Below are 19,256 nucleotides of genomic sequence, written 5' to 3'. Positions count from 1 at the left end.
TCAATCCTTCCGCGCCGCGAGTGCGTCCAAGACGCGCTCCGGCGTGAAGGGCTGTTCCGATAGAACGACGCCGAAGGGCGCCAGCGCATCGTTGACGGCGGTCCAGATGGCCGCCGCCGCGCCCACCGTGCCGGCTTCGCCGACGCCGCGCGCGCCCAGCGTCGTGGCGCTGGTCGGCGTCTGCACATGGGCGACATGGATATCCGGCATTTCGCTCGCCATCGGCACGAGATAATCGACCAGGCTGCCGTTCTCCAACTGGCCGTCGACGCCATAGATGCATTGCTCGTAAAGCGCCGCGCCGATGCCCTGCACCACGCCGCCGCGGATCTGCTCGTCGACCAGCAAAGGGTTTATCACCCGTCCGCAATCGTCGACCACCCAGAAGTCGAGCACGCGAATGGTGCCGAGTTCGACATCGACTTCCACATGCGCCGCCTGAATGCCGTTGGCGGCGACATAAGGCAGATCGCGCGGCGCGAAGCTTTCGGTGATTTCCAGGGAAGGCAGTTCCGCCAGCGCCACCAGATGTGCCTTGAAATAGGCTGTGGTCGCGATATCGGCGAGGCTCATCTGCGGCAGGGGGCTGGCCGTATTGTAGATGCGACCGTCTTCGATCTTGAGGAGACCGGGTTCGGTCTGCAGCAAAGCGCCAGCGATCCCCAATACGCTCTCTTTCAACTTTCGCGCGGCGCGCAGCGCTGCTTCGCCGCCCAGCGCCGTGCCGCGCGAGGCCCAGGCGCCGCCGCCAAAGGGCGTCAACTGCGTGTCGCCGGTGGCGATCTCCACCGTTTCGATGTCGACGCCAAGCGCATCGGCCACGATCTGCGCCAAAGCGGTGCTGGTGCCCTGGCCCTGGTCGGTAATGCTCGTCGCGCAGCGGATGGCGCCGTCCGCTTCCAACGTCAGCCGGCAGGTTTCCTGCGCCGATGCCCGCACATTCTGCGCACCGTAAAGCGTCGGGCCGACGGCGGTCTGTTCGATGAAAGCGGCGAGGCCAATGCCGCGATAGATGCCCTTGTCGCGGTGCATCTGCTGCCGCTGGCGCAATGTGGCATAGTCCATGAGTTGCAGCAGCCGGTCATGGCAGCGCTCCAGCGACAGTTCGGCGAGCACGATCCCGCCGGCCGACCGCGCCGTGGCCGTGGCGGTGTCGACATAATTGCGGCGGCGCAATTCAGCCGGATCGAGACCGAGCCGGCGCGCCGCGAGATCGAGCAATTGTTCGGTGACGGTGGTGGCAATGGGCTGGCCGACGGCGCGTAGCACGCCGCTCGGCGGCTTGTTCTGGAAATAGCCGCGCACCCGCCCGCGCAGATGCGCCATCTTATAGGGCGCCGCCACCATATGGACCGCTTGCAAGGCTTCGCCGACGCTGCCGCGCGGATAGGCCGAATAGGCGCCAAAGCCCGAGACGACGGAGACATCCATCGCGGTGAGCTTGCCGTTCGCATCCATCGCCATGCGGCCATGCACTTTCGCTTCGCGCGCATGATTGTCGCTGACGAAGGCTTCCAGTCGGTCGGCGCAGAATTTCACCGGCCGCTCCAGCAGAACGGCTATTGCGGCCACCGCCATTTCGTCGGGATAGGCGGCGAGCTTGAGGCCGAAGGCGCCGCCGACATCGGGCGCGACGACGCGGACACTGGACAACGGCAGCTTGAGTTGCGCGGCGAAAATATCCCGCATCTGGTGCGGCACCTGATGCGAATGATGAATGGTCAGTTGCCGCAGGCGCGGATCGAATTCGGCGAGGATGCTGCGCGGTTCAAGGGTGACGCCGGTCTGGCGGTCGAAACTGAATGTGTGTTCGACGGTGACAGAAGCCTGGCGGAAGGCGTCGTCGGCATCGCCGGTCGAAATCGTGTGATCGAGGCCGAGGTTGCTGGCCATGGCGCTATGGACCACGGCGGCATCGGCGCCAGCCGCCGCAGCCATGTCAGCGACGACGGGCAGTTCCTCCCATTCGATCTCGATGGTTTCGGTCGCATCCTCGGCCAGCGCCCGGGAGGCTGCGACCACGGCCACGACCGCCTCGCCCTGCCAGCAGACTTCGCCCTGTGCCATCGGCATCTGCGGCGGCGACAGATGGCTTGGCAACAATGCGAGCTGCGTCTGCCAGGGCGCGCAGACCTTGGCGAGATCGTCGCCGGTCAGCACGGCAACGACGCCGGGCATGTCTTCAGCCGCGCGCGTGTCGATGCGCTTCAGCCGCGCATGCGGATAGGAGCTGCGCACGAAGGCGACATGCAGGAGGCCTGCGACCTGAATGTCGTCGGTATAGCGGCCCTTGCCCGCAACGAGCCGAGCCGCATTCCGCCTCGGGACGGAGGCGCCGGTTTTCAGAGCCGCGGTCATGGCGCGCCACCCTGCCGTTTGCCGGCGACCGTCTCGATGGCATCGACGATGGCGTGATAGCCGGTGCAGCGGCAATAGTTTCCCGAGAGCGCGTCGCGGATTTCTTCCCGCGTCGGCTTTTCCCCATTCAGCAGCTCGGCGGCGGTCGCCAGCACGCCGGGCGTGCAATAGCCGCATTGCAGAGCGTTGCGGGCGGTGAAGGCCTCCTGCAGATCGGCGATCTGGCCGCTCGCTGTCAGGCCCTCGATGGTTTCGACCTGAGCGCCGTCGACTTGCACCGCGAGCATCAGGCAGCTTCGCGTCGAGCGGCCATCGACCAGAACATTGCAGGCGCCGCAAACGCCATGTTCGCAGCCGACATGGGTGCCGGTCAGGTGCAGCGTGTGGCGCAGAAAATCGGCTAAGTGCAGCCGCGCATCGACGTCCGCCGTGACGGATTTGCCGTTGAGCATGAAGGCGATGCTGTGCAGGTCAGCCATGCCCATTGCCTCTCCCCGCGAAGGCCCGCGATTGCATATCCTTAAACGTGCGCCGCAGCAGCACGGCCGCCTGCTTGCGTTTGGTGTCGGCGCGGCCCTGGTGATTCTCCATCGGCTCCATATCGGCCACGATGGTCTCGGCCATGTCGGCCAGCATCGGCTCCGTCGCATCGGCGGCGATGCGCAAGCTGGGGCCGGCTGGGCTGAGCAGCGGCATTGCCTCGGAGCCGAAGACGACGACGTCGAGATTTTCCAGTGCGTCGCCGGTGTGGCGCGCACGCACCGAAATGCCGACGGTGGCGAAGTCGCCGTGCCGCCGGGCGAGTTCGGCGAAGCCGAACATCTCATCGTCGGCGGCGCGCGGAAAGATCACCTCGGTGATCATTTCATCGTCTTCGCGGTCCGTCTGGTAAAGCCCTTGGAAGAAATCGCGGGCCGCCACCTGGCGCCGGTCCCCGTGTTTTTCAAGAACGATCTCGGCATTGAGCGCCACCGCCAGCGCCGGCATTTCCGCCGATGGATCGGCCAATGCCAGGCTGCCGCAAGTGGTGCCGCGATTGCGCACCGCCATATGCGCCACATGGGGCAAAGCCATGGCGAGTAGCGGCACCTGTCGGGCGATGACCGGCGAATGGAGGACATCGACGTGGCGGACCAGGGCGCCGATGCGAATGCCATCCTCACGATCTTCGATGCCGCGCAGCGCGCCGATGCGATTGATGTCGACGAGCAAAGCTGGTGCCGATAGGCGCATGTTCAAGGAGGCAATCAGGCTTTGCCCGCCGGCGAGCACTTGGGCGCCCTCTGTCGTCAACAGCGACAGCGCCTCCGCAAGCTCTTCCGGTCTCCGATAGGCGAAAGCCGGCGCCTTCATGGACTGGCCACGAAAGCCGTGACGATGGCCGGGAAGACGAAGATCAGCACCATCATCAAGATCGTCAGCCAGACATAGGGAATGGCGGCGCGGTAGATCAGCCCGACCGTGATGCCGGGCGGGGACACGCCCTTGAGCACGAAGAGCAGCAGGCCGAAGGGCGGCGTCAGCAAGCCGATCTGCATGCACAGGAGATAGAGAATGCCGAACCAGACGAGATCGACACCCATGGCGCGCAAGATCGGCATGTAGAACGGCAGAGTGATCATCATGATGCTGGTCTGGTCGATGAAGAAACCGAGCACCAGAAGAATGGTCAGCATGCCGATGAGAATAACGGTCTGCGGCAGATTGGAGCTTTCGATCAAAGCCACCAGGCCGGCGGTGGCGCCGGAGAAGCTGAGAAGCTGCGCGAACGTGGTGGCGCCGACGATGATGAAAAGCAGCGCGCCGGAGATCGAAGCCGTGCCCATCAGCGATTTCTGCAGGCTCTCCCAGGTCAACTGCCGATAGAGCAGCGCGACGAGCACGGTGGCCAGTGCCCCAAGCGCGCTGGCTTCCGTCGGCGTCGCCCAGCCGCCGATCATCGAGACCACGACGAGGGCGAAAATGCCGATCAGCGGCAGCACGGTGACGATGAGATTGAGCCAGGGATGGGCCACCGGCGCACCGGTGTCTTCATAGGTCGGTGCCAGCTCCGGATTGAGCCAGCAGCGCAAGATGACATAGCCGATGAACAGCGCCGCCAGGATGAGACCGGGCACGATGCCGCCGACCAACAGGCCGGAAATCGAAATGCCGGCAAGGCTGCCGAGCAGAACGGCGAGACCGGAGGGCGGAATCAAGATATCGACGCCGCCGATGGCGAGGATCGGCCCCATGGCCGTTTTCGGCTCGTAGTTTCGCTGCAGCATCTGCGGCAGCAGCAGGGAGCCGAGCATGGCGGTGGTGGCGATGGTCGAACCGGAAATGGCCGAGAAGATCGTGCCCGCCACCAGGGTCACCACGGCCAGGCGGCCGGGCACGCGGCGGATGACGGCATCGACCGCATCGATCGACTTCATCGCTAGGCCGGTATGAAAAAGCACTTCGCCCATCAGCACGAAGAGCGGAATCGGCACCAGCGAAAACTGCGCGACGGATAATTGTTCGTTGCGCACCATCTGTTCGAGGCCGGGAAAGCCGCCGAAGATCAGATAGGAGCCGACGATATTGATGATGAAGAAGACGAAGGCGACCGGCAATGCCGTGAGAAGAAGGCCGACTTTCGACGCGAACATCAGCGTCAGGATGGATCCCCAGCTCACGGCAGTTCCTCCGCTCTCAGGCCCGGAACATGTTCGGAAGCCTCGGTGCTCACGGGATGGGATTTCAGCATGACCATCAGTTCCAGCGCCTGCACCGCCATGGCGAGCGAAGTGAGCGGGATGATCCAGTCAAGCCACCACTGCGGGAAGATCAGATCCTTGAAGATCAAGGTGGCCGATTGGATATTGCCGATCATGATGAGCGTGCTGACCGCGCCAGTGATCACGCAAATCAGGATGATGCAGGCCAGCGCGAAATATTCAAGATTTCGCGCCGTTGTCTGATCCACTCGCGACATAAGAATATCGACGCGGATATGTTCGTTCGTGCGCAACAGGTGCGGCGCGGCGAAGAACGTCGAGATGAAGAGCCCATATTCGGTCAGCTCGATGAGGCCGACGATGGAAGGAAAGCCGAACATCCGCAGAACGACCTCGGCACTGATGCCGAGCGTCATCGCCGCGATGGAGGCCACGGCCAGGATGCAGAGAAGACGCACCAACCAGCCGTTGAGCCGAAAAATCATCTGCATACCGCGGCCCCACGCACTCTGTCTGAAGACTTATTTCTTGGTCAGCAGCGGTTGCAGCTTGCCGATGGCGTCGGGGCTCAGCTTCTTCAGATCGTCCCAGTAGAGATCGATCGCCGTCTGCTTGAACTGCGGCCCGAAGTCGACCGACTTGATGCCGGCCTTGGTTTGGGTGGCCAAGGTCGCCTTGGTGGTATCGGCGGTATATTTTTCGTTGTCCTGTTCGAACCAGACGACCGCATCGTCGATGACCTTGCGCTGCGCGGCATCGAGCGAATCGTATTTGCGCTTGTTCATCAGGATATTGACGATCACGTTGTAGAAGCCCGGATCGACGCGCACCTTCGTCAGCTTTTCCCAGCCGAAGTCCTCGATGCCCCAGAGCGGCCAGCCGAAGCCCTGCACCGTGCCGCGTTCGAGCGCGGTATAGACTTCCGGTGCGGCGATATTCACGCCGGCAATGCCGTAATGTTTGAAAATGGCGTTGTAATTCGGCTGGCCGCGAAAGCGCAGACCCTTAAGATCGTTGATCCCCGAGACCGCCATCTCCTTGGTGAGATAGAGATGAAACGGCACGCCGATGCCGTAGGTGGTCAGATACATCGAATCCATCCGCTGGATGGCGATCTTGTTCAGCGCCTCGTAAGCACCGGACTTGCGCTGTTCGGCGAGCGACATGTCGGAGAGGATCTGCGCGTCGCCCTCCACCATCACGCTCTTGTAATAGGTCGGCGGAATGGAGGCGATGTCGAGCACGCCGGTGCGCACGGCTTGCGCCTGGCCGTCGGCGGGAACCGCTTCCGGGCCACCGACGATGCGGATCTGCAGCACGCCTTTGCCGGTCTCGTTGACGTGATCGACGAAGCGCTTGAACGGAATGCCGTAGGTGGTGGTGGGCGGCACGAAGACGGCGGCCTTCAACGTGATTTCCGCCGCCGATGCACCGCCGACCGCGAACAGACAGCCTAGGGCCGTCGCTAAAAACCGAAGGGGAGGGGAGGCCAAGCGGGGCTGCGCACGCATAACAAAATCTCCTTCGGTTTTGAAGAATTATGGTAATAAACAATGTTTGCGTCTCATAATTCAGTCAAGAGGCTTTTTTCAGCAAAACCGATTATTATTCGAGCAGTATATGCTGCATTGCAGCGCAATTCGTTTGCGGCGATCATTTCTTTCGCGGTGCCGCAAGGTGATCGCGTTACGACGGGTATCGGTTTCTGGAATTGCCAAGTAATGCTTGTAAGGCAAGCATTTCTTTTGCGAGCATCAGGCGATCTGGCCTGAGGAGAATATTGAGGACGCTGAGGCCTCATCCCGCCTGCCTGAATTTTTCGCTTTCAAAACCGAAGAAGATTCTATTTTATGATACAGTATAGAGCCGGCGCAGTGCCGCTATCCTCAGTTTTTCCGCCGTTTGCGCGGGCCTAACGGAGAATGTCATGGCCAAAATCAGACATATTGCCATTCAAGTGCCCGATCTTGAGAAGGCCGCGGCCTTCTATGAGGGCGCGTTCGAGCTGAAGCGGGTCAGCCAGGTCGACAGTCCGATCGGCAATGCCATCTCGCTGTCGGATGGCGTGATGAACCTCACCCTGCTGCATTTCCCCGAAGGCACGATCGGCGGCAAGGGCGGTCCGGATTGGGCGGGCCTGCATCATTTCGGCTTCGTCGTCGACAACGAGGACGAGACCGCCGAGAAGATCAAACAGCTCGGCGGAGAGTTCTTCATGCAGTTGCCGAGCTATCCCGGCGTCGATGCCGAGAAGAAGTTCAAGGACATCAACGGCATTGTCTTCGACGTCTCGGCGCACGACTGGCGGCAGTCGAAGGACGTCTGATGCGCATTCTGGCCATCAGGGAAAAGACGGTCGCGCTGGGTTCGGCCAGCCGCAACTCCAGCATCGGCTTCGGCGGCATGACGGCGAGCGCGCTCGCCATTCACAGCGATGCGATGCGTGATGGCCGGCCCGTCGTTGGCCTCGCTTTCGATTCGATCGGCCGCTATGGCCACGGCGGTCTGCTGCGCGAACGCTTCATCTCGCGCCTCGCCGAGGCTTCGCCTGAATCGTATTCCGATGGCAGCGGCGGCATCGATCCGCATAAAGCCTGGGCGCTCGTCATGGCGGACGAGAAGCCGGGCGGTCATGGCGAGCGCTGCGGCGCGGTAGGCCTCATCGACGCGGCGCTCTGGGATCTCAAGGCGAAACTGGCCGGTGTGCCTCTGTGGAAACTGCTGGCGGAAGTATCCGGACAGGCAACCGATGGGCACGTGCCTGTCTACGCCAGCGGCGGCCATTACCGTGATGTTGATGACATCAAGCTTCTCTGCGCCGACATCAGCCGCGCCGTCGATGAAGGCCACCGCCGCTTCAAGATCAAGATCGGCGGCGTGACTTTGGCGGAAGACGTGGCGCGTGTCGCGGCGATCCACGCATTGCTTGGCCCCGGCATGTCGCTCGCGGTCGATGGCAACGGCACGTTCGATCGCGCAAAAACCCTGCGCTACGTGGACGCCTTGGCGCCCTTCGCTCTCGCCTGGATCGAGGAGCCCGTGCATCCGCTCGATTACGATCTGCATCGCGAAATCGCCGCCGCCTCGCCCTTGCCGCTGGCGACCGGCGAGAATCTCTTCTCCCGCGACGACGCGCGCAATCTCTTGCGCCACGGCGGCCTGCGGCCCGAGCGCGACATGCTGCAATTCGATATTTCGCTGAGCTACGGCCTCGTCGAATATCTGCGCATCCTCGATGATCTCGAGACCCATGGCTGGAGCCGCCAGCGTTGCGCGCCCCATGCCGGCCATCTGTTCGCGGCCCATTGTGTCGCCGGCCTTGGGCTCGGCCTCGCCGAAGTGGCGATGGATCAAGCGAGCCTGTTCGGCAGTCTGACCGCGCATCTGCCGCTGCACGACGGCAAGGCCGTTCTGCCCGATCGCCCCGGCACCGGCCTGGAAACCTGCCCGCCGTTTCAAACGATCTTCGAAGACCTTCTCCAGTGAGGCCCACCATGACCGAACCTCATGCCCTCGATATCCCGACCGCCGATGATATCCGCGGTCTTGTGCGCCCCGACCATGTGCATCGGCGCGCCTATGCCGATCCCGCCGTGTTTCAATTGGAACAGGAGCGCATTTTCGGCCGGCTCTGGATCTATGTCGCCCATGAAAGCCAGGTGAAGAAGCCGGGTGATTTCGTGCGCACGCGGCTTGGCGGCCACGAAGTGCTGGTCACGCGCGGCGAGGATGAAAAGATCAACGTCTTGATCAATCGCTGTCCGCATCGCGGCGCGCGCCTCTGCATGGTCGATCAGGGCACCAGCCGGCTGTTCAGCTGTCCCTATCACGCCTGGGTGTTCAAGCCGGATGGCTCCCTCTCGTCAGTGCCGCATCGCCAGAGCTATCCGGCGAGCTTCGATCTCAACGATTCGAACAATCACATGCAGCGGATTAAGCAGATCCAGACCTATCGCGGTTTCATCTTCGCGACGCTGAATGAAAATCCGGAGCCTTTGCTCAATCATCTCGGCGCGATGACCGAGGTGATCGACAATCTCGTCGATCGCGCGCCCGATGGCGAAGTGGAAATGGGTGAATCCTATTTCTCGGTGGAATATCGCGGCAATTGGAAGCTGCATATGGAAAATGCCGCCGATATTTTCCACCCGAGCTTCGTTCATGCCTCATCGGTGATGCCGGCGCGCAAGGCGCCCGCCAATGCCTCGATCCTCGATCAGGATCAGACGCGCGAAATGCTGCTTGCCAATGGCTTCGGCTTCAAGGAATGGGAAGGCATCCAGCTCAATGGCCTGCCGGGCGGCCATGCCTATATGACCAATATCTATTCCAACGGCGTGCTGGTGCAGAAAGAGGCCGATCCCGTTGCGACGCAATATAGGGCCTCTCTCGTCGCCAAGGTCGGAGAGGAGCGGACGGCCCAGATCCTCGGCATGAACCGCTTCAACAACATCGTCTATCCCAATCTCATCATCAACGCGCAGTACCAGCAGATGCGGGTGGCGACGCCGATCGCCGTCGATCGCACGCTTGTGCGCATCTACTGCTTCCGTCTCAAGGGTGCGCCGGACGAAATGTTCCACCGTTCGGTGCGCTTCCTGACGACGCTTGGCTCGCCGGCTTCGATGATCTTCTCCGACGATATCGAAATGCTCGAGCGCTGCCAGCAGGGTCTGTCGAAGGACGAAGGTCCCTGGGTCGACTTCTCCCGCGGCCTCGACAGCGATCGCCGCGACACCAATGGCATGCTTTCGGGCGCGGCAAGCGAAATGCCGATGCGCGTTCAGTTCCAGGCATGGCTGAACTATCTGACCGCCGAGGCTGCCTAATGTTCGACCAGACGACCCAAAGACAGATCGAGCTCTTTCTGTTCGAGGAGGCTCGCCTGCTCGACAGCGGCGATTTTCAAGGCTGGCTCAAACTCTATGAGCCGCAGGGCATTTATTGGATGCCGAGCAAGCCCGGGCAGACCGATCCGCTGAATGTCGCCTCGATCATCTACGAGGACCACGGCATCCTGTCGATCCGCGTCCAGCGGCTCCTGGAAGAGCGCGCCCTGGTGCTGACGCCGATGCCACGTACCACCCACGTGGTCGGCAATATCGAGGTCGAGCCGGCGGGGCAGGAAGAAGGTGAAGCGGCCTTCAAGGTCGGTGCCACCTTCATCTGCGTCGTCCATCAGGGCGACAAACAGACGCTCTATTCAGGCCGCCATTCCTATGATCTGGTTCGCTCGGGCGAAGCGTTTCGAATCAAGATGAAGCGGGTTGCCTTGATGAACAGCGACGCCACGCATGCACCGATGACCATTCCGTTGTAAGGATGTCCCTTGCAGGGACGCCCATTATAGGGACGAAGGAGAGCATGGTTCAGGTCAAGAAGAAGGAAATCCGGCAGGCTATCCTGGATAGCGCCTACGACCTCTTCTCTGAGCGCGGCTATCACAGCACCACCTTGCAGGAGATCGCCGATCTCACGGGGATCGGTGTCAGCAGTGTCTATTCCTATTTTCCTTCGAAGATCGATCTGCTCTATGCGGTCCTGGTGCCCTGGTACAAGGAGGCCTTCGAGCGGCTCGAAAAGCGCGTCAACAAGCAGAAAGACAATCGCGAGAAGCTGCGCACCATCATGCTGGGTGTGTGGCGCGATATGCCCGAAGAGAATGTCGGCCTCGTCAACAGCCTGATGGAGGCCTTGGCCTCGGCCGACCCGAAGAAGCCCAAGCCGGCGCCGCTGCTGAAATGGACCGAAGACCGTTTGATGGACATGCTGAAAGGCGTGCTGCCCGACAATGGCTTCGACTATGAAGTGCTGCCGAACCTCTTCATGATGGCCAACGACGGTTTCGTCATCAACCGCCGCCTCAACGACCTGCGCGACATCGAGCGCCTGTGCAACGCCATGTGCGACATCATTCTGGGGCCGGCCGCGAAGGGCTGAGTTGCTGGCCTGTCGGTGTCATTCCCGACGCGCCCAAAGGGCGCGAGCGGGAATCCAGAGCGAGCGGTTAAACCTGAAGTGGTGACCGCGCAACGCGGCCGTCGGGGATGACAACAAGGATTTTCAGATGGCTTGCGTCGCGATGGCGCGGCGCGCCTCTCCAAACGAGACGAGTTGCCGGGTCCGTTCATCCCACAGCGTCTTACGCACGCATTTCAGGCTTTGCAGCAAGGTGATGCGATGGACCGCGACGAGCTGCGGGTAGTCGCGCAGGACATTGGGCAAGCGATAGAACGGAATCTTGCTGCTGAGGTGGTGAACGTGGTGGATGCCGATATTGGCCGTGAACCACCTGAGAATGCCCGGCAGATCATAGTGAGAGCTGCCGTGCAGCGCTGCCTCGTGAAAGCTCCAGGCCTCGCCGCGCGCCCAGAACGTGTCCTCAAACTGGTGCTGGATATAAAACAGCCAGACGCCGACGGACGCCGCGAGAATCACGATCGGTACATGCACCAGCAGGAATGGCCCGATGCCCACGAGCCAGATCAGCGTTCCTGCGAGCGCGGCGATCGCAAGATTCGTTCCCATCGTGCTGAGCCAGGGCCGCCAACCGCTGCGCATCATGCCCTTGGGCAGGCGATGTTGCAGAATGAACAGATAGGCCGGGCCAAGGCCGAACATCACGAGCGGATGCCGGTACAGGCGATAGAGGGTGCGCCGCCATGTCGGCAGGCTGTAGAATTCGCGCACCGTCAGCGTGTCGATGTCGCCGATGCCACGATGATCGAGGTTACCGGCATTGGCATGATGGGTGGAGTGCGTGGAACGCCAGAAGCCGTAAGGGGTCAAAGTCATGACGCCGATGGTCCGGCCGATCCAGTCGTTCGCCGAACGGTTGCGGAAATAGGCGCCATGGCTGCAATCGTGCTGGATCATGAACAGACGGACGAGAAAGCCGGCTGCCGGCACCGCCAGGAGCAGGGCGATCCACCAATAGCCCAGGGTATAGGCGGCCCAGGCCAAGGCCCAAAGCGCGGCCAGAGGTACGATCGTAATGCCAAGTTCTAGAATGCTGCGGGCGTTGCTGGGGGTGCGATAGCGGGCAAAGAGACGTGCCAAGGCGCGTATTTCGACAGGATTCTGAACCATTGACCCTCGTGATCCCAAACGGGCTTCTCGCCCCGGCACGAGATGTCGCGCGCCGCCGGTGGGGAGGATAGAGGACGTACTGTCGCGCCCGGTCGAACGCCTAATGCGTTAAACCGCCTGGCGCGTCGGGGGGCACCTCGACGGGGGCGGTTTGGTCCTGCGACGGGGGCGGCCCGTTGGCTTTGATATTCACCGCATCGCCCTGTCCCATGAGCGCCAGAGCGACGGTCGGATTCATGCTGTCAACCATCGAAGAGGGCATGAGAATGGTGGCGCCCCGTTCCTTGGTGGTCTCGTAGATGATGTTCATGGCGCGCAAATGCAGGGCCGCCGTCTGGCTACCATAGGTCGTGGCGGCATCGACAAATCTCTCGGCGATCTCCGCCTCCGCCGACGCCAGAATGACGCGCGCCTGTTTCTCGCGCTCGGCCTGCGCCTGTCGCGACATGGCATCCTGCAAAGCGACGGGAATGGCGACGTCGCGGATTTCGACGGACTTCACCGAAATGCCCCAGTCGGTCGTCTTGCGGCCGATTTCATCGCGCAGAAACGCATCGGCCGCCGTCCGCTCGGAGAGCAGCGCCGAGAGCATCGACGACCCAATCATTTCGCGCAGCGACGTCTGCGCTACACGATCGATGGCTTCGCGATAGTTGGTGATGTTCAAGGCGGCGTTCTGCGCATTGTGGACGAACCAGAAGATGATGGCGTCCACATTGACGGGCACCGTATCCTTGGTCAGCGCCGCCTCGGCGCTGAAGGCGGTGGTCTGAATGCGCTCGTCGATCACCGCCACCACATTGTCGATGATCGGAATGATGAGAAAAAGGCCGGGCCCCTTGACGCCATGCAATTTGCCGGCGCGCAGGATCACGAACTTCTGCCAGGTGTTGGCCATCTTCAGCGCGAGCGCGATGATGACGGCGGCGATGATGAAGGCGCCAGCCCAATAGGGGCTGCCGTTGACGCCCAAGGCGATGCCGACGGCGGCACAGGCCAAAGTGAGAAAGAGGGTGATGGGGTTCATAGGGGAACTCCCGAACAAGCGGTCAGTCCCCGCAACGATATTATACCCTCTCCCAAGCGATGTCTAAGCCAGAGCGCGTTAAATTAAGTTCATGATCGAAAAGGCTTTCCGCCCGGTGTTAGAGCGCGCCAGTCCGGCCTAGCTCCAGCGATATTCCATCTGGTGAAACGCTGCCGCGTCACCCCTCCATCCGGCCGGCAAAAGTGGGAGACATCTGCATCCTCTTTCATTGCTCTTTCATTGAAGAAGTCGATGCTCAACTCCACCCAGTCCTCTTTCCGCCGTCGTCTGCTGAACCGTGAATGTCTGGTCGGCAGTTTCATCAAGACGCCGACCAGCCATGCCATCGAAATCATCGGCGGCACCGGCTTTGATTTCGTCGTCATCGATCAGGAACATGCCCCCTTCGATCACGGCTCGACCGACGTGTCGCTTCTGGCGGCGCGCGCGGCGCAAACGGCCGGCGTGGTGCGCGTGCCGGTGCTCTCGGCCGATGCCATCCAGTCGGTGCTCGACTGCGGTGCCGTTGGCGTGCTGGCGCCGCATGTGGCGAGCGTCGCCCAGGCGCAAGCTCTGGTGTCAGCCTGCCGCTATCGCGGCGGCGCGCGCGGTTTCTCGGGCGTCACCCGGGCTGGCGGCTATGGCGGCAGCAAGATGTGGAACCTGGTCGATGCCGCCGACGCGAGCGTTGCGACCATCGCCATGATCGAGGATCCGGCGGCGCTCGATGTCATCGATGCCATCGTCGCGGTCGAAGGGCTCGATGCGGTGTTCATCGGCCGTGGCGATCTCACCGTCGCTTTCGGCGCGCCGACCCGCGATGCGCCGGTTATTCGCGAGGCGGTCGACGCCATCATCGCGGCGGCCAAGAAGGTCGGCAAGCCGGTCTGTGTCATGGTCGACGGCGCCGAGGAGGCCGCTGATTTCGCCGCGCGCGGCGCCAGCGCCTTCATCGTGTCGTCCGATCAGGGCTTTTTGAGAAAAGCGGCGGCCCAGGCCCTGGCTGAAATGTCCGCCTTGAAAGTCGCGAGCTAAAGGGAGAGAGCCATGGCTTTTCATGCCGATGATCCACGCGCCAAATTGGCCCCGGCGGCGCCAGCGAAAGCCGCGCCCGTGACGGCCTTTGCCGGCGCCGATTATGCCCGTTTTTATTCCGAGCCGCCGCAGGACAATGAACCGCTCGTGCGCACCTGGTATGCGCGCGGGCAGAATTTCCTCGTTGCCTTCTCCGATGTGAAGGCCGGTGCGAAGCTGGCGCGCTCCAACCACCCCGATGAATATTGCGTCCTGCTGCCCGATGCGACGACAGACGCGCGTCTGTCGGCGCTTGGCGAAACGGTGGAGACGCCGGGCAATTCCATCGCCTTCATGCCGCCAGGCGATTCCGAAGTCGTCGCGGCGCAGGACGGCCGCATCATCCGCATTTTTTCCACGGTGGCGAACGATCTGGCGGCGCGCTGCGCCAATGCAGCCTCCTATGCCAAGCCGCATCCGAATGTGGCGCTGTTGCAGCCCTGGCCGCAGCCGCGCGGCGGCTGGAAGATCCGGCGCTACAGCCTGGACGTGACCGAGGGCGAAGGCCGGTTCGGCCGCATCTTCCGCTGCACCAACTTGATGATCAACATGCTCGATCCCAGGGACGGCGTGCGCGACATCGCCAAACTCTCGCCACATCATCACGATGATTTCGAACAGGGCTCGCTGGTCATCGACGGCGCCTATATCCACGACATCCGCTGGCCGTGGACACCTGATATGCGCATCTGGCGCGAGGACGAACATGAATTCATGGCCGCGCCGTCGCTCACCGTCATTCCGCCGCCGTCGGTGCACACGTCGCGCTCGGTGGTGCCCGGCCTTAATCAGATGATCGACATTTTCTCGCCGCCGCGCCTCGATTTTTCCAACAAGCCCGGCTGGGTGATCAATGCCGACGATTATCCCATGCCCGGCGAAACCGCTTAACAGAAGCCTTCAAAGGAGGATTCCATGACGACCACCAAGACGACCACCAAAAAAGCTCACCCCCGCGCCGCTGAAATCGAAAAGCTCCTCGTCGGCGCCATCGATCTGCACTGCCACAGCGGCCCCGCCGCCATGCCACGCATTCTCGACCATCACGATGCGATGATGGATTGCGCCGAGGCGAAGTTCCGCGCGCTGCTTTACAAGGATCATTTCTATCTCGGCACGCCGCACGCCATCATCCTGGAAAAGCTGGTGCCGAACACGGGCGTAAAGTTGTTCTCCGGCATCGTGCTCAACAATGCGTCTGGCGGCTTCAACCCGCATGCGGTCGATCACGCCATCAAGATCGGCGCCAAGCAGGTGTGGATGCCGACGCTCTCGGCCAAGAACCATATCGACGTGCTGGCAGCGGGGACGGTGAAGACTTTTCCGACGACCGCCAAGAAAATGCTCGAGCCGATTCCGCTGACGGTGTTTGGCGCCGATGGCAAGCTGATCGACGAAGTGAAACAGATCCTCGATCTCATCGCTGAAGGCGACGTCATCTTGGCTGGCGGCCATCTTGCCACCGCCGAAATCTTCGCCGTTTTCGAGGAAGCGAAAGCGCGTGGCGTCAAGAAGATGCTGGTCAATCACCCGACCTATAAGGTGAACAGCATCAACGATGCCGAGATTCGCGGTCTGGCCGCACTCGGCGCCGTGATGGAACATTCGATCTGCATGTTCGTCGAGGGCGGCTCGAAGAAGTTCGAGCCGGCGGAGCTGAAGCGCGTCATCGACGTGGTTGGCCCCAGCAGGACGGTTCTGTCCTCTGACCTTGGCCTAAAGAACGCGCCGCGCCCGGTCGATGGCTATCGCGAGATCGTCGGTCACCTGCTTGACCTGCAGTTCACCGATGCCGAGATCAAGGCGATGACCGGCGACAACGCCGCGGCGCTGCTGAATCTGGAAACGAAGCACTAGCGGATATTGATACACCTGGGTGTCATCCCGGATCACGCTGCGCGTGTTCGGGATGACACCGAGGCCTCGGCATAAAAAAGCGCGCCGGCGAAACCGGCGCGCTTTTGCTTTTTGAAACCCTTCGTCGTCAGTCGAGCGAAATCTTCGCCTCTTTTACCACTTCGGCCCATTTGGCGAATTCGCTGGCCTGCGCCTTGCGGATCGCCTCCGGGCCGCCGCCGATCGCGCGCATGCCGACCTTTTCGAGCTGCGCCTTGCCTTCGTCGCTGCGCACCCAGGCGTTGGCGGCCTTGCTGAGGCTTTCGACGACCGGCTGCGGCATGCCTTTGGGGCCGACGAGCGCGAACCAGGACGCCGCGTTGAAGCCGGGCAGGCCGGATTCGTTGAGGGTCGGCACCTCAGGCAGTTGCGGCGCGCGGGCATCGGCGGTGACAGCGAGGGCGCGCACGTTGCCGGCTTTCGCCAGTTCGATATAGGGCTGCAGGAAGTCGATCGCCACGTTGACGACGCCGGCGGTGACGTCGGCGGCGAGCGGCGCCGAACCGCGATAGGGCACGTGCGTCATCGTGAAACCGGCCGTCCGTTGCAGCAGTTCGCCAACCATATGGCCCATCAGGCCATAGCCGGGGCTGCCGAAAGAGAGCTTGCCGGGATTGGCCTTGCCATAGGCGATTAACTCGGCCAGCGTTTTCGCCGGCACGGACGGATGCACGGCGATCACCACATTGACGTCACCGATCAAGGCGATCGGTTCGAAATCGGCGGTCGGGTCGAAATTCATCGATTTATAGAGCAGCTTGTTGGTGGCGAGCGGGCCGGAGCTGGACACAAACAAGGTGTAGCCGTCGGGCGTCGCGCGCGTCACCATGCCGGCGGCGATATTGCCGCCCGCACCAGGGCGATTGTCGATGACGAAGCCCTGGCCGAATTCGGCACGCAGTTTTTCGGCCAGGAAGCGGGCGACCACGTCGGTGGAAGCACCGGCCGGAAACGGTACGAACATCGTCACCGGGCGCGCCGGCCAGGCTTGTGCAAAGGCGCTTTGGGTCAAAAGGCTTGGCGCCAAGGCACCGGCGCCAGCAAGTGTGGCCGCGAAAGCGCGGCGGGTCATGATCGGCATGAAAATCCCTCTCCTCGGAACGCGGCCTAAGGCGCGTTATCAGCGCGACGATATGGCTGGTGGCCGCGTTTCAAGGGCAGAAACCCGCCGTCATTTCTCATCCTGAAACGCACCGGGCAGGGGCGCCGACAATTGCTCGAGCTGAGCCTCGATATTGGCCGCCGCCTTTTTCAACGGATGGATGATGCGGGCGCGATCTTCCGGCGTGGTGACGACGGAGCGGAAGTAAGTGACACCGAAGGTGGCGACCACCCGTTCGCCTTGCATCAGCGGCACGGCGATCGTGTCGGAATTGCGCGGCTCCACGTTGCTGTCGCGATCGGTATAGCCGCGAAAGCGCGCTTGCGTGATCAGCCGCTCGAGATCGTCGTCGGTGAGGCTGCGGTTTTCGGGATCGGACGACGTGCGCATGGCGGCGCGCAGAATCTGGCGTTCTTCCTCCGGACAAAAAAGCAGATAGGCGCGGCCGAGCGCCCGCCCGCCCAAGGTCAAGCGATAGCCGAGCGTCGCATGGAAAGGTGAGATCGGACTGTCGGGAATGGTGCTGTAGCGCACGACCACCGCGTCGCGATCGAGCAGGCACACGGCGCAGGGCCATTTGATCTGCGATGTCAGAGCCGTCGCCCAGGGTCGCGCCGCCTCGATCACCAGCGGGGCGCCATGGAAGCCGGCGCTCAAGCGCTGCACGGCCGAGGTCACCTGATAGCCCCGCATGCGCTCGTCGCGCACCACATAGCCGGCGGCCATCAGGGTTTCGAGCAGGCGCACGATGGTCGGCTTCGGCATGCCGGTGCGCTTATGCAATTCGCCAACGGTCGCCAGGCTTGTGCGATTGACCTCGGCCAGAAGCTCCAGCGTTTTGACGACCGATTGAACCGGATGAAACGACAGCACGCGCGCACCAGGGCTAGCGGGAAGAGACACGGCCTGATCTTAAGGTCTTTCGCCGCCGTGAGAAACGGCAAGCGTATCAACTGGGGCGGCGCAGGCGCGCAGCGCCGACAAAGTGTTGCGGTCGATCCTCACGGTTTCTTGCTGCGTTGCAGCGGTGCGCCATTTCATCTCGCCGGGTGTGCGGATCGCCGCTGTATCGGGCGCCCGCCGGGCCTGGCGGATATGTTCGCGTTGTGCCTGCGCCCGCTGCGGCAGATCGTCGGCCCCGAAGGCTCGCGGGTTCAGGGCAAGGAACAGAAAGGCGCAATCGTTGGGCTTGCTCGTATCGCCATAAAGCGCATTGATTTCGCTGCCCACCGCACCGCCTGAAAGCAGGCCACAGGCCATGTCGATCGCCATCGCCAGAGCAAAACCCTTCGGCCCGCCGGTCGGCAACAGCAGACCCTTGATCGCTTCCGCCGCGCTCGTCGTTGGCAGGCCCTCGGCCGTCACCGCCCAATTGCCGGGAATTGGTTCGCCGCGTTGATGATGATGGCGGATGCGCCCGAGCGCGCCTTCGCTCATCGCCACGTCGACGACGACCATCGGTTCGTCGGCGGTGGGAATGGCTATTGCGATCGGGTTGTTGCCGACCACGGCTTCGGCGCCGCCGGGTGCCGGCATCAGCGGCCGGGTGTTGGACATGGCGATGCCGACCATGCCGGCTTGCGCTGCTTGCGCGACATAGCGGCCAGCGGCACCAAAATGAAAACCATGCCGCACGGCGACGGCACCGATGCCGAAACGGCCCGATTTCTCGATGGCCAAGGCCATGGCCTGTTCGGCGGCAAGATGGCCAAGCATATGGCGGGCATCGAGCACGGCGACCGCGCCATGGTCGCTCACCGTCTCGGCGCGATCATGGGTCGAGACCGAGCCTTTGCGCATGCGCTCGAGATAGACAGGCGCATGCATCAGGCCATGCGATTTCAAGCCTTGCTGCTCGGCCTCGATCAGCGCCCGGGCAATCCGCTGTGCGTCAGCCGAAGACAGACCGGCGTCGGCAAACAGGACTGCGACCTCGTCGGTCAAGGCGGTGACCGACAGCAGAATGCTTTCAGATTGTGATGACAAACTCGCTCCCTCCCCATGGCAG

Annotated in this window: 19 protein-coding genes; 8 read left to right on the top strand and 11 right to left on the bottom strand. The window is 62.4% G+C overall.

Going from position 1 to position 19,256, the window contains the following annotated elements:
* The 6 genes from OIM99_RS03000 to dctP are packed head-to-tail and all read right to left on the bottom strand — an operon-like array spanning position 1 to position 6,571.
* Positions 1–2,358: a xanthine dehydrogenase family protein molybdopterin-binding subunit gene (locus OIM99_RS03000; protein WP_311848827.1), complete on the bottom strand. Its 2,358-nt coding sequence runs from the start codon at positions 2,356–2,358 to the stop codon at positions 1–3.
* Entirely contained in the window at positions 2,355–2,837 is a 483-nt protein-coding gene (locus tag OIM99_RS02995) for a 2Fe-2S iron-sulfur cluster-binding protein (protein WP_311848826.1), read from the bottom strand. Before OIM99_RS02995 ends, OIM99_RS03000 begins: the two co-directional genes overlap by 4 nt.
* Complete coding sequence (locus OIM99_RS02990) at positions 2,830–3,711, bottom strand: FAD binding domain-containing protein (protein WP_311848825.1); 882 nt, start codon at positions 3,709–3,711, stop codon at positions 2,830–2,832. The genes OIM99_RS02995 and OIM99_RS02990 overlap by 8 nt, the downstream gene beginning before the upstream one ends.
* Positions 3,708–5,018 (bottom strand): TRAP transporter large permease subunit, encoded by a 1,311-nt coding sequence (locus OIM99_RS02985; RefSeq protein ID WP_311848824.1) that lies wholly within the window; start codon positions 5,016–5,018, stop codon positions 3,708–3,710. The genes OIM99_RS02990 and OIM99_RS02985 overlap by 4 nt, the downstream gene beginning before the upstream one ends.
* Positions 5,015–5,551 carry a TRAP transporter small permease subunit gene (locus tag OIM99_RS02980; protein ID WP_311848823.1) on the bottom strand — a complete coding sequence of 179 codons (537 nt, stop codon included), beginning with the start codon at positions 5,549–5,551 and terminating at the stop codon, positions 5,015–5,017. Before OIM99_RS02980 ends, OIM99_RS02985 begins: the two co-directional genes overlap by 4 nt.
* A 30-nt stretch (positions 5,552–5,581) precedes the next feature.
* Complete coding sequence (gene dctP / locus OIM99_RS02975; RefSeq protein ID WP_311848822.1) at positions 5,582–6,571, bottom strand: TRAP transporter substrate-binding protein DctP; 990 nt, start codon at positions 6,569–6,571, stop codon at positions 5,582–5,584.
* Positions 6,572–6,987: 416 nt separating this feature from the next.
* Between dctP and OIM99_RS02970 the strand changes: the two genes are divergently transcribed.
* From OIM99_RS02970 to OIM99_RS02950, 5 genes are read left to right on the top strand one after another with little or no spacing between them, the layout of a single operon-like run.
* The gene (locus OIM99_RS02970) at positions 6,988–7,386 is read left to right on the top strand and encodes a VOC family protein (RefSeq protein ID WP_311848821.1); all 399 of its coding nucleotides are present in this window, start codon (positions 6,988–6,990) and stop codon (positions 7,384–7,386) included.
* The gene (locus tag OIM99_RS02965; protein ID WP_311848820.1) at positions 7,386–8,546 is read left to right on the top strand and encodes an enolase C-terminal domain-like protein; all 1,161 of its coding nucleotides are present in this window, start codon (positions 7,386–7,388) and stop codon (positions 8,544–8,546) included. Before OIM99_RS02970 ends, OIM99_RS02965 begins: the two co-directional genes overlap by 1 nt.
* A gap of 8 nt (positions 8,547–8,554) precedes the next feature.
* Complete coding sequence (locus OIM99_RS02960) at positions 8,555–9,889, top strand: aromatic ring-hydroxylating dioxygenase subunit alpha (RefSeq protein WP_311848819.1); 1,335 nt, start codon at positions 8,555–8,557, stop codon at positions 9,887–9,889.
* The gene (locus OIM99_RS02955; RefSeq protein WP_311848818.1) at positions 9,889–10,380 is read left to right on the top strand and encodes an aromatic-ring-hydroxylating dioxygenase subunit beta; all 492 of its coding nucleotides are present in this window, start codon (positions 9,889–9,891) and stop codon (positions 10,378–10,380) included. Before OIM99_RS02960 ends, OIM99_RS02955 begins: the two co-directional genes overlap by 1 nt.
* Before the next feature lie 44 nt (positions 10,381–10,424).
* Positions 10,425–11,000, top strand: coding sequence for a TetR/AcrR family transcriptional regulator (locus tag OIM99_RS02950; protein ID WP_311848817.1), 576 nt, complete (start codon positions 10,425–10,427; stop codon positions 10,998–11,000).
* A 123-nt stretch (positions 11,001–11,123) separates the two neighbouring features.
* Here OIM99_RS02950 and OIM99_RS02945 read toward each other — a convergent pair whose 3' ends face one another.
* Entirely contained in the window at positions 11,124–12,149 is a 1,026-nt protein-coding gene (locus OIM99_RS02945) for a fatty acid desaturase (RefSeq protein WP_311848816.1), read from the bottom strand.
* Between the two features lie 100 nt (positions 12,150–12,249).
* The gene (locus OIM99_RS02940) at positions 12,250–13,176 is read right to left on the bottom strand and encodes a slipin family protein (protein WP_311848815.1); all 927 of its coding nucleotides are present in this window, start codon (positions 13,174–13,176) and stop codon (positions 12,250–12,252) included.
* 252 nt (positions 13,177–13,428) lie between these two features.
* On the opposite strand from OIM99_RS02940, the gene OIM99_RS02935 reads away from it, so the two are divergent.
* Genes OIM99_RS02935 through OIM99_RS02925 form a run of 3 tightly spaced genes read left to right on the top strand, consistent with a single transcriptional unit; the run spans position 13,429 to position 16,107 of the window.
* Positions 13,429–14,211, top strand: a complete 783-nt coding sequence (locus OIM99_RS02935; RefSeq protein ID WP_311848814.1) for an aldolase/citrate lyase family protein — start codon at positions 13,429–13,431, stop codon at positions 14,209–14,211.
* A gap of 12 nt (positions 14,212–14,223) precedes the next feature.
* Positions 14,224–15,141 (top strand): hypothetical protein, encoded by a 918-nt coding sequence (locus OIM99_RS02930; RefSeq protein WP_311848813.1) that lies wholly within the window; start codon positions 14,224–14,226, stop codon positions 15,139–15,141.
* A gap of 24 nt (positions 15,142–15,165) precedes the next feature.
* Entirely contained in the window at positions 15,166–16,107 is a 942-nt protein-coding gene (locus tag OIM99_RS02925) for a DUF6282 family protein (protein ID WP_311848812.1), read from the top strand.
* A 127-nt stretch (positions 16,108–16,234) separates the two neighbouring features.
* On the opposite strand, the gene OIM99_RS02920 is transcribed toward OIM99_RS02925, so the two are convergent.
* The 3 genes from OIM99_RS02920 to OIM99_RS02910 form a co-directional block, all read right to left on the bottom strand.
* Positions 16,235–17,227: a tripartite tricarboxylate transporter substrate binding protein gene (locus OIM99_RS02920; RefSeq protein WP_311848811.1), complete on the bottom strand. Its 993-nt coding sequence runs from the start codon at positions 17,225–17,227 to the stop codon at positions 16,235–16,237.
* Between the two features lie 90 nt (positions 17,228–17,317).
* Positions 17,318–18,151, bottom strand: a complete 834-nt coding sequence (locus OIM99_RS02915; protein WP_311848810.1) for a DNA-binding transcriptional regulator — start codon at positions 18,149–18,151, stop codon at positions 17,318–17,320.
* Between the two features lie 9 nt (positions 18,152–18,160).
* On the bottom strand, positions 18,161–19,234 hold the full coding sequence (locus tag OIM99_RS02910; protein WP_311848809.1) for an Ldh family oxidoreductase: 1,074 nt from the start codon (positions 19,232–19,234) through the stop codon (positions 18,161–18,163).
* Positions 19,235–19,256: the final 22 nt, after the last annotated feature.

This window comes from Methylocella sp. CPCC 101449, assembly GCF_031921685.1.
Taxonomy (GTDB): domain Bacteria; phylum Pseudomonadota; class Alphaproteobacteria; order Rhizobiales; family Beijerinckiaceae; genus Terripilifer.
The sequence above is the reverse complement of the archived record's forward strand: the minus strand, read 5'-3'. Positions and strand labels throughout refer to the sequence as shown.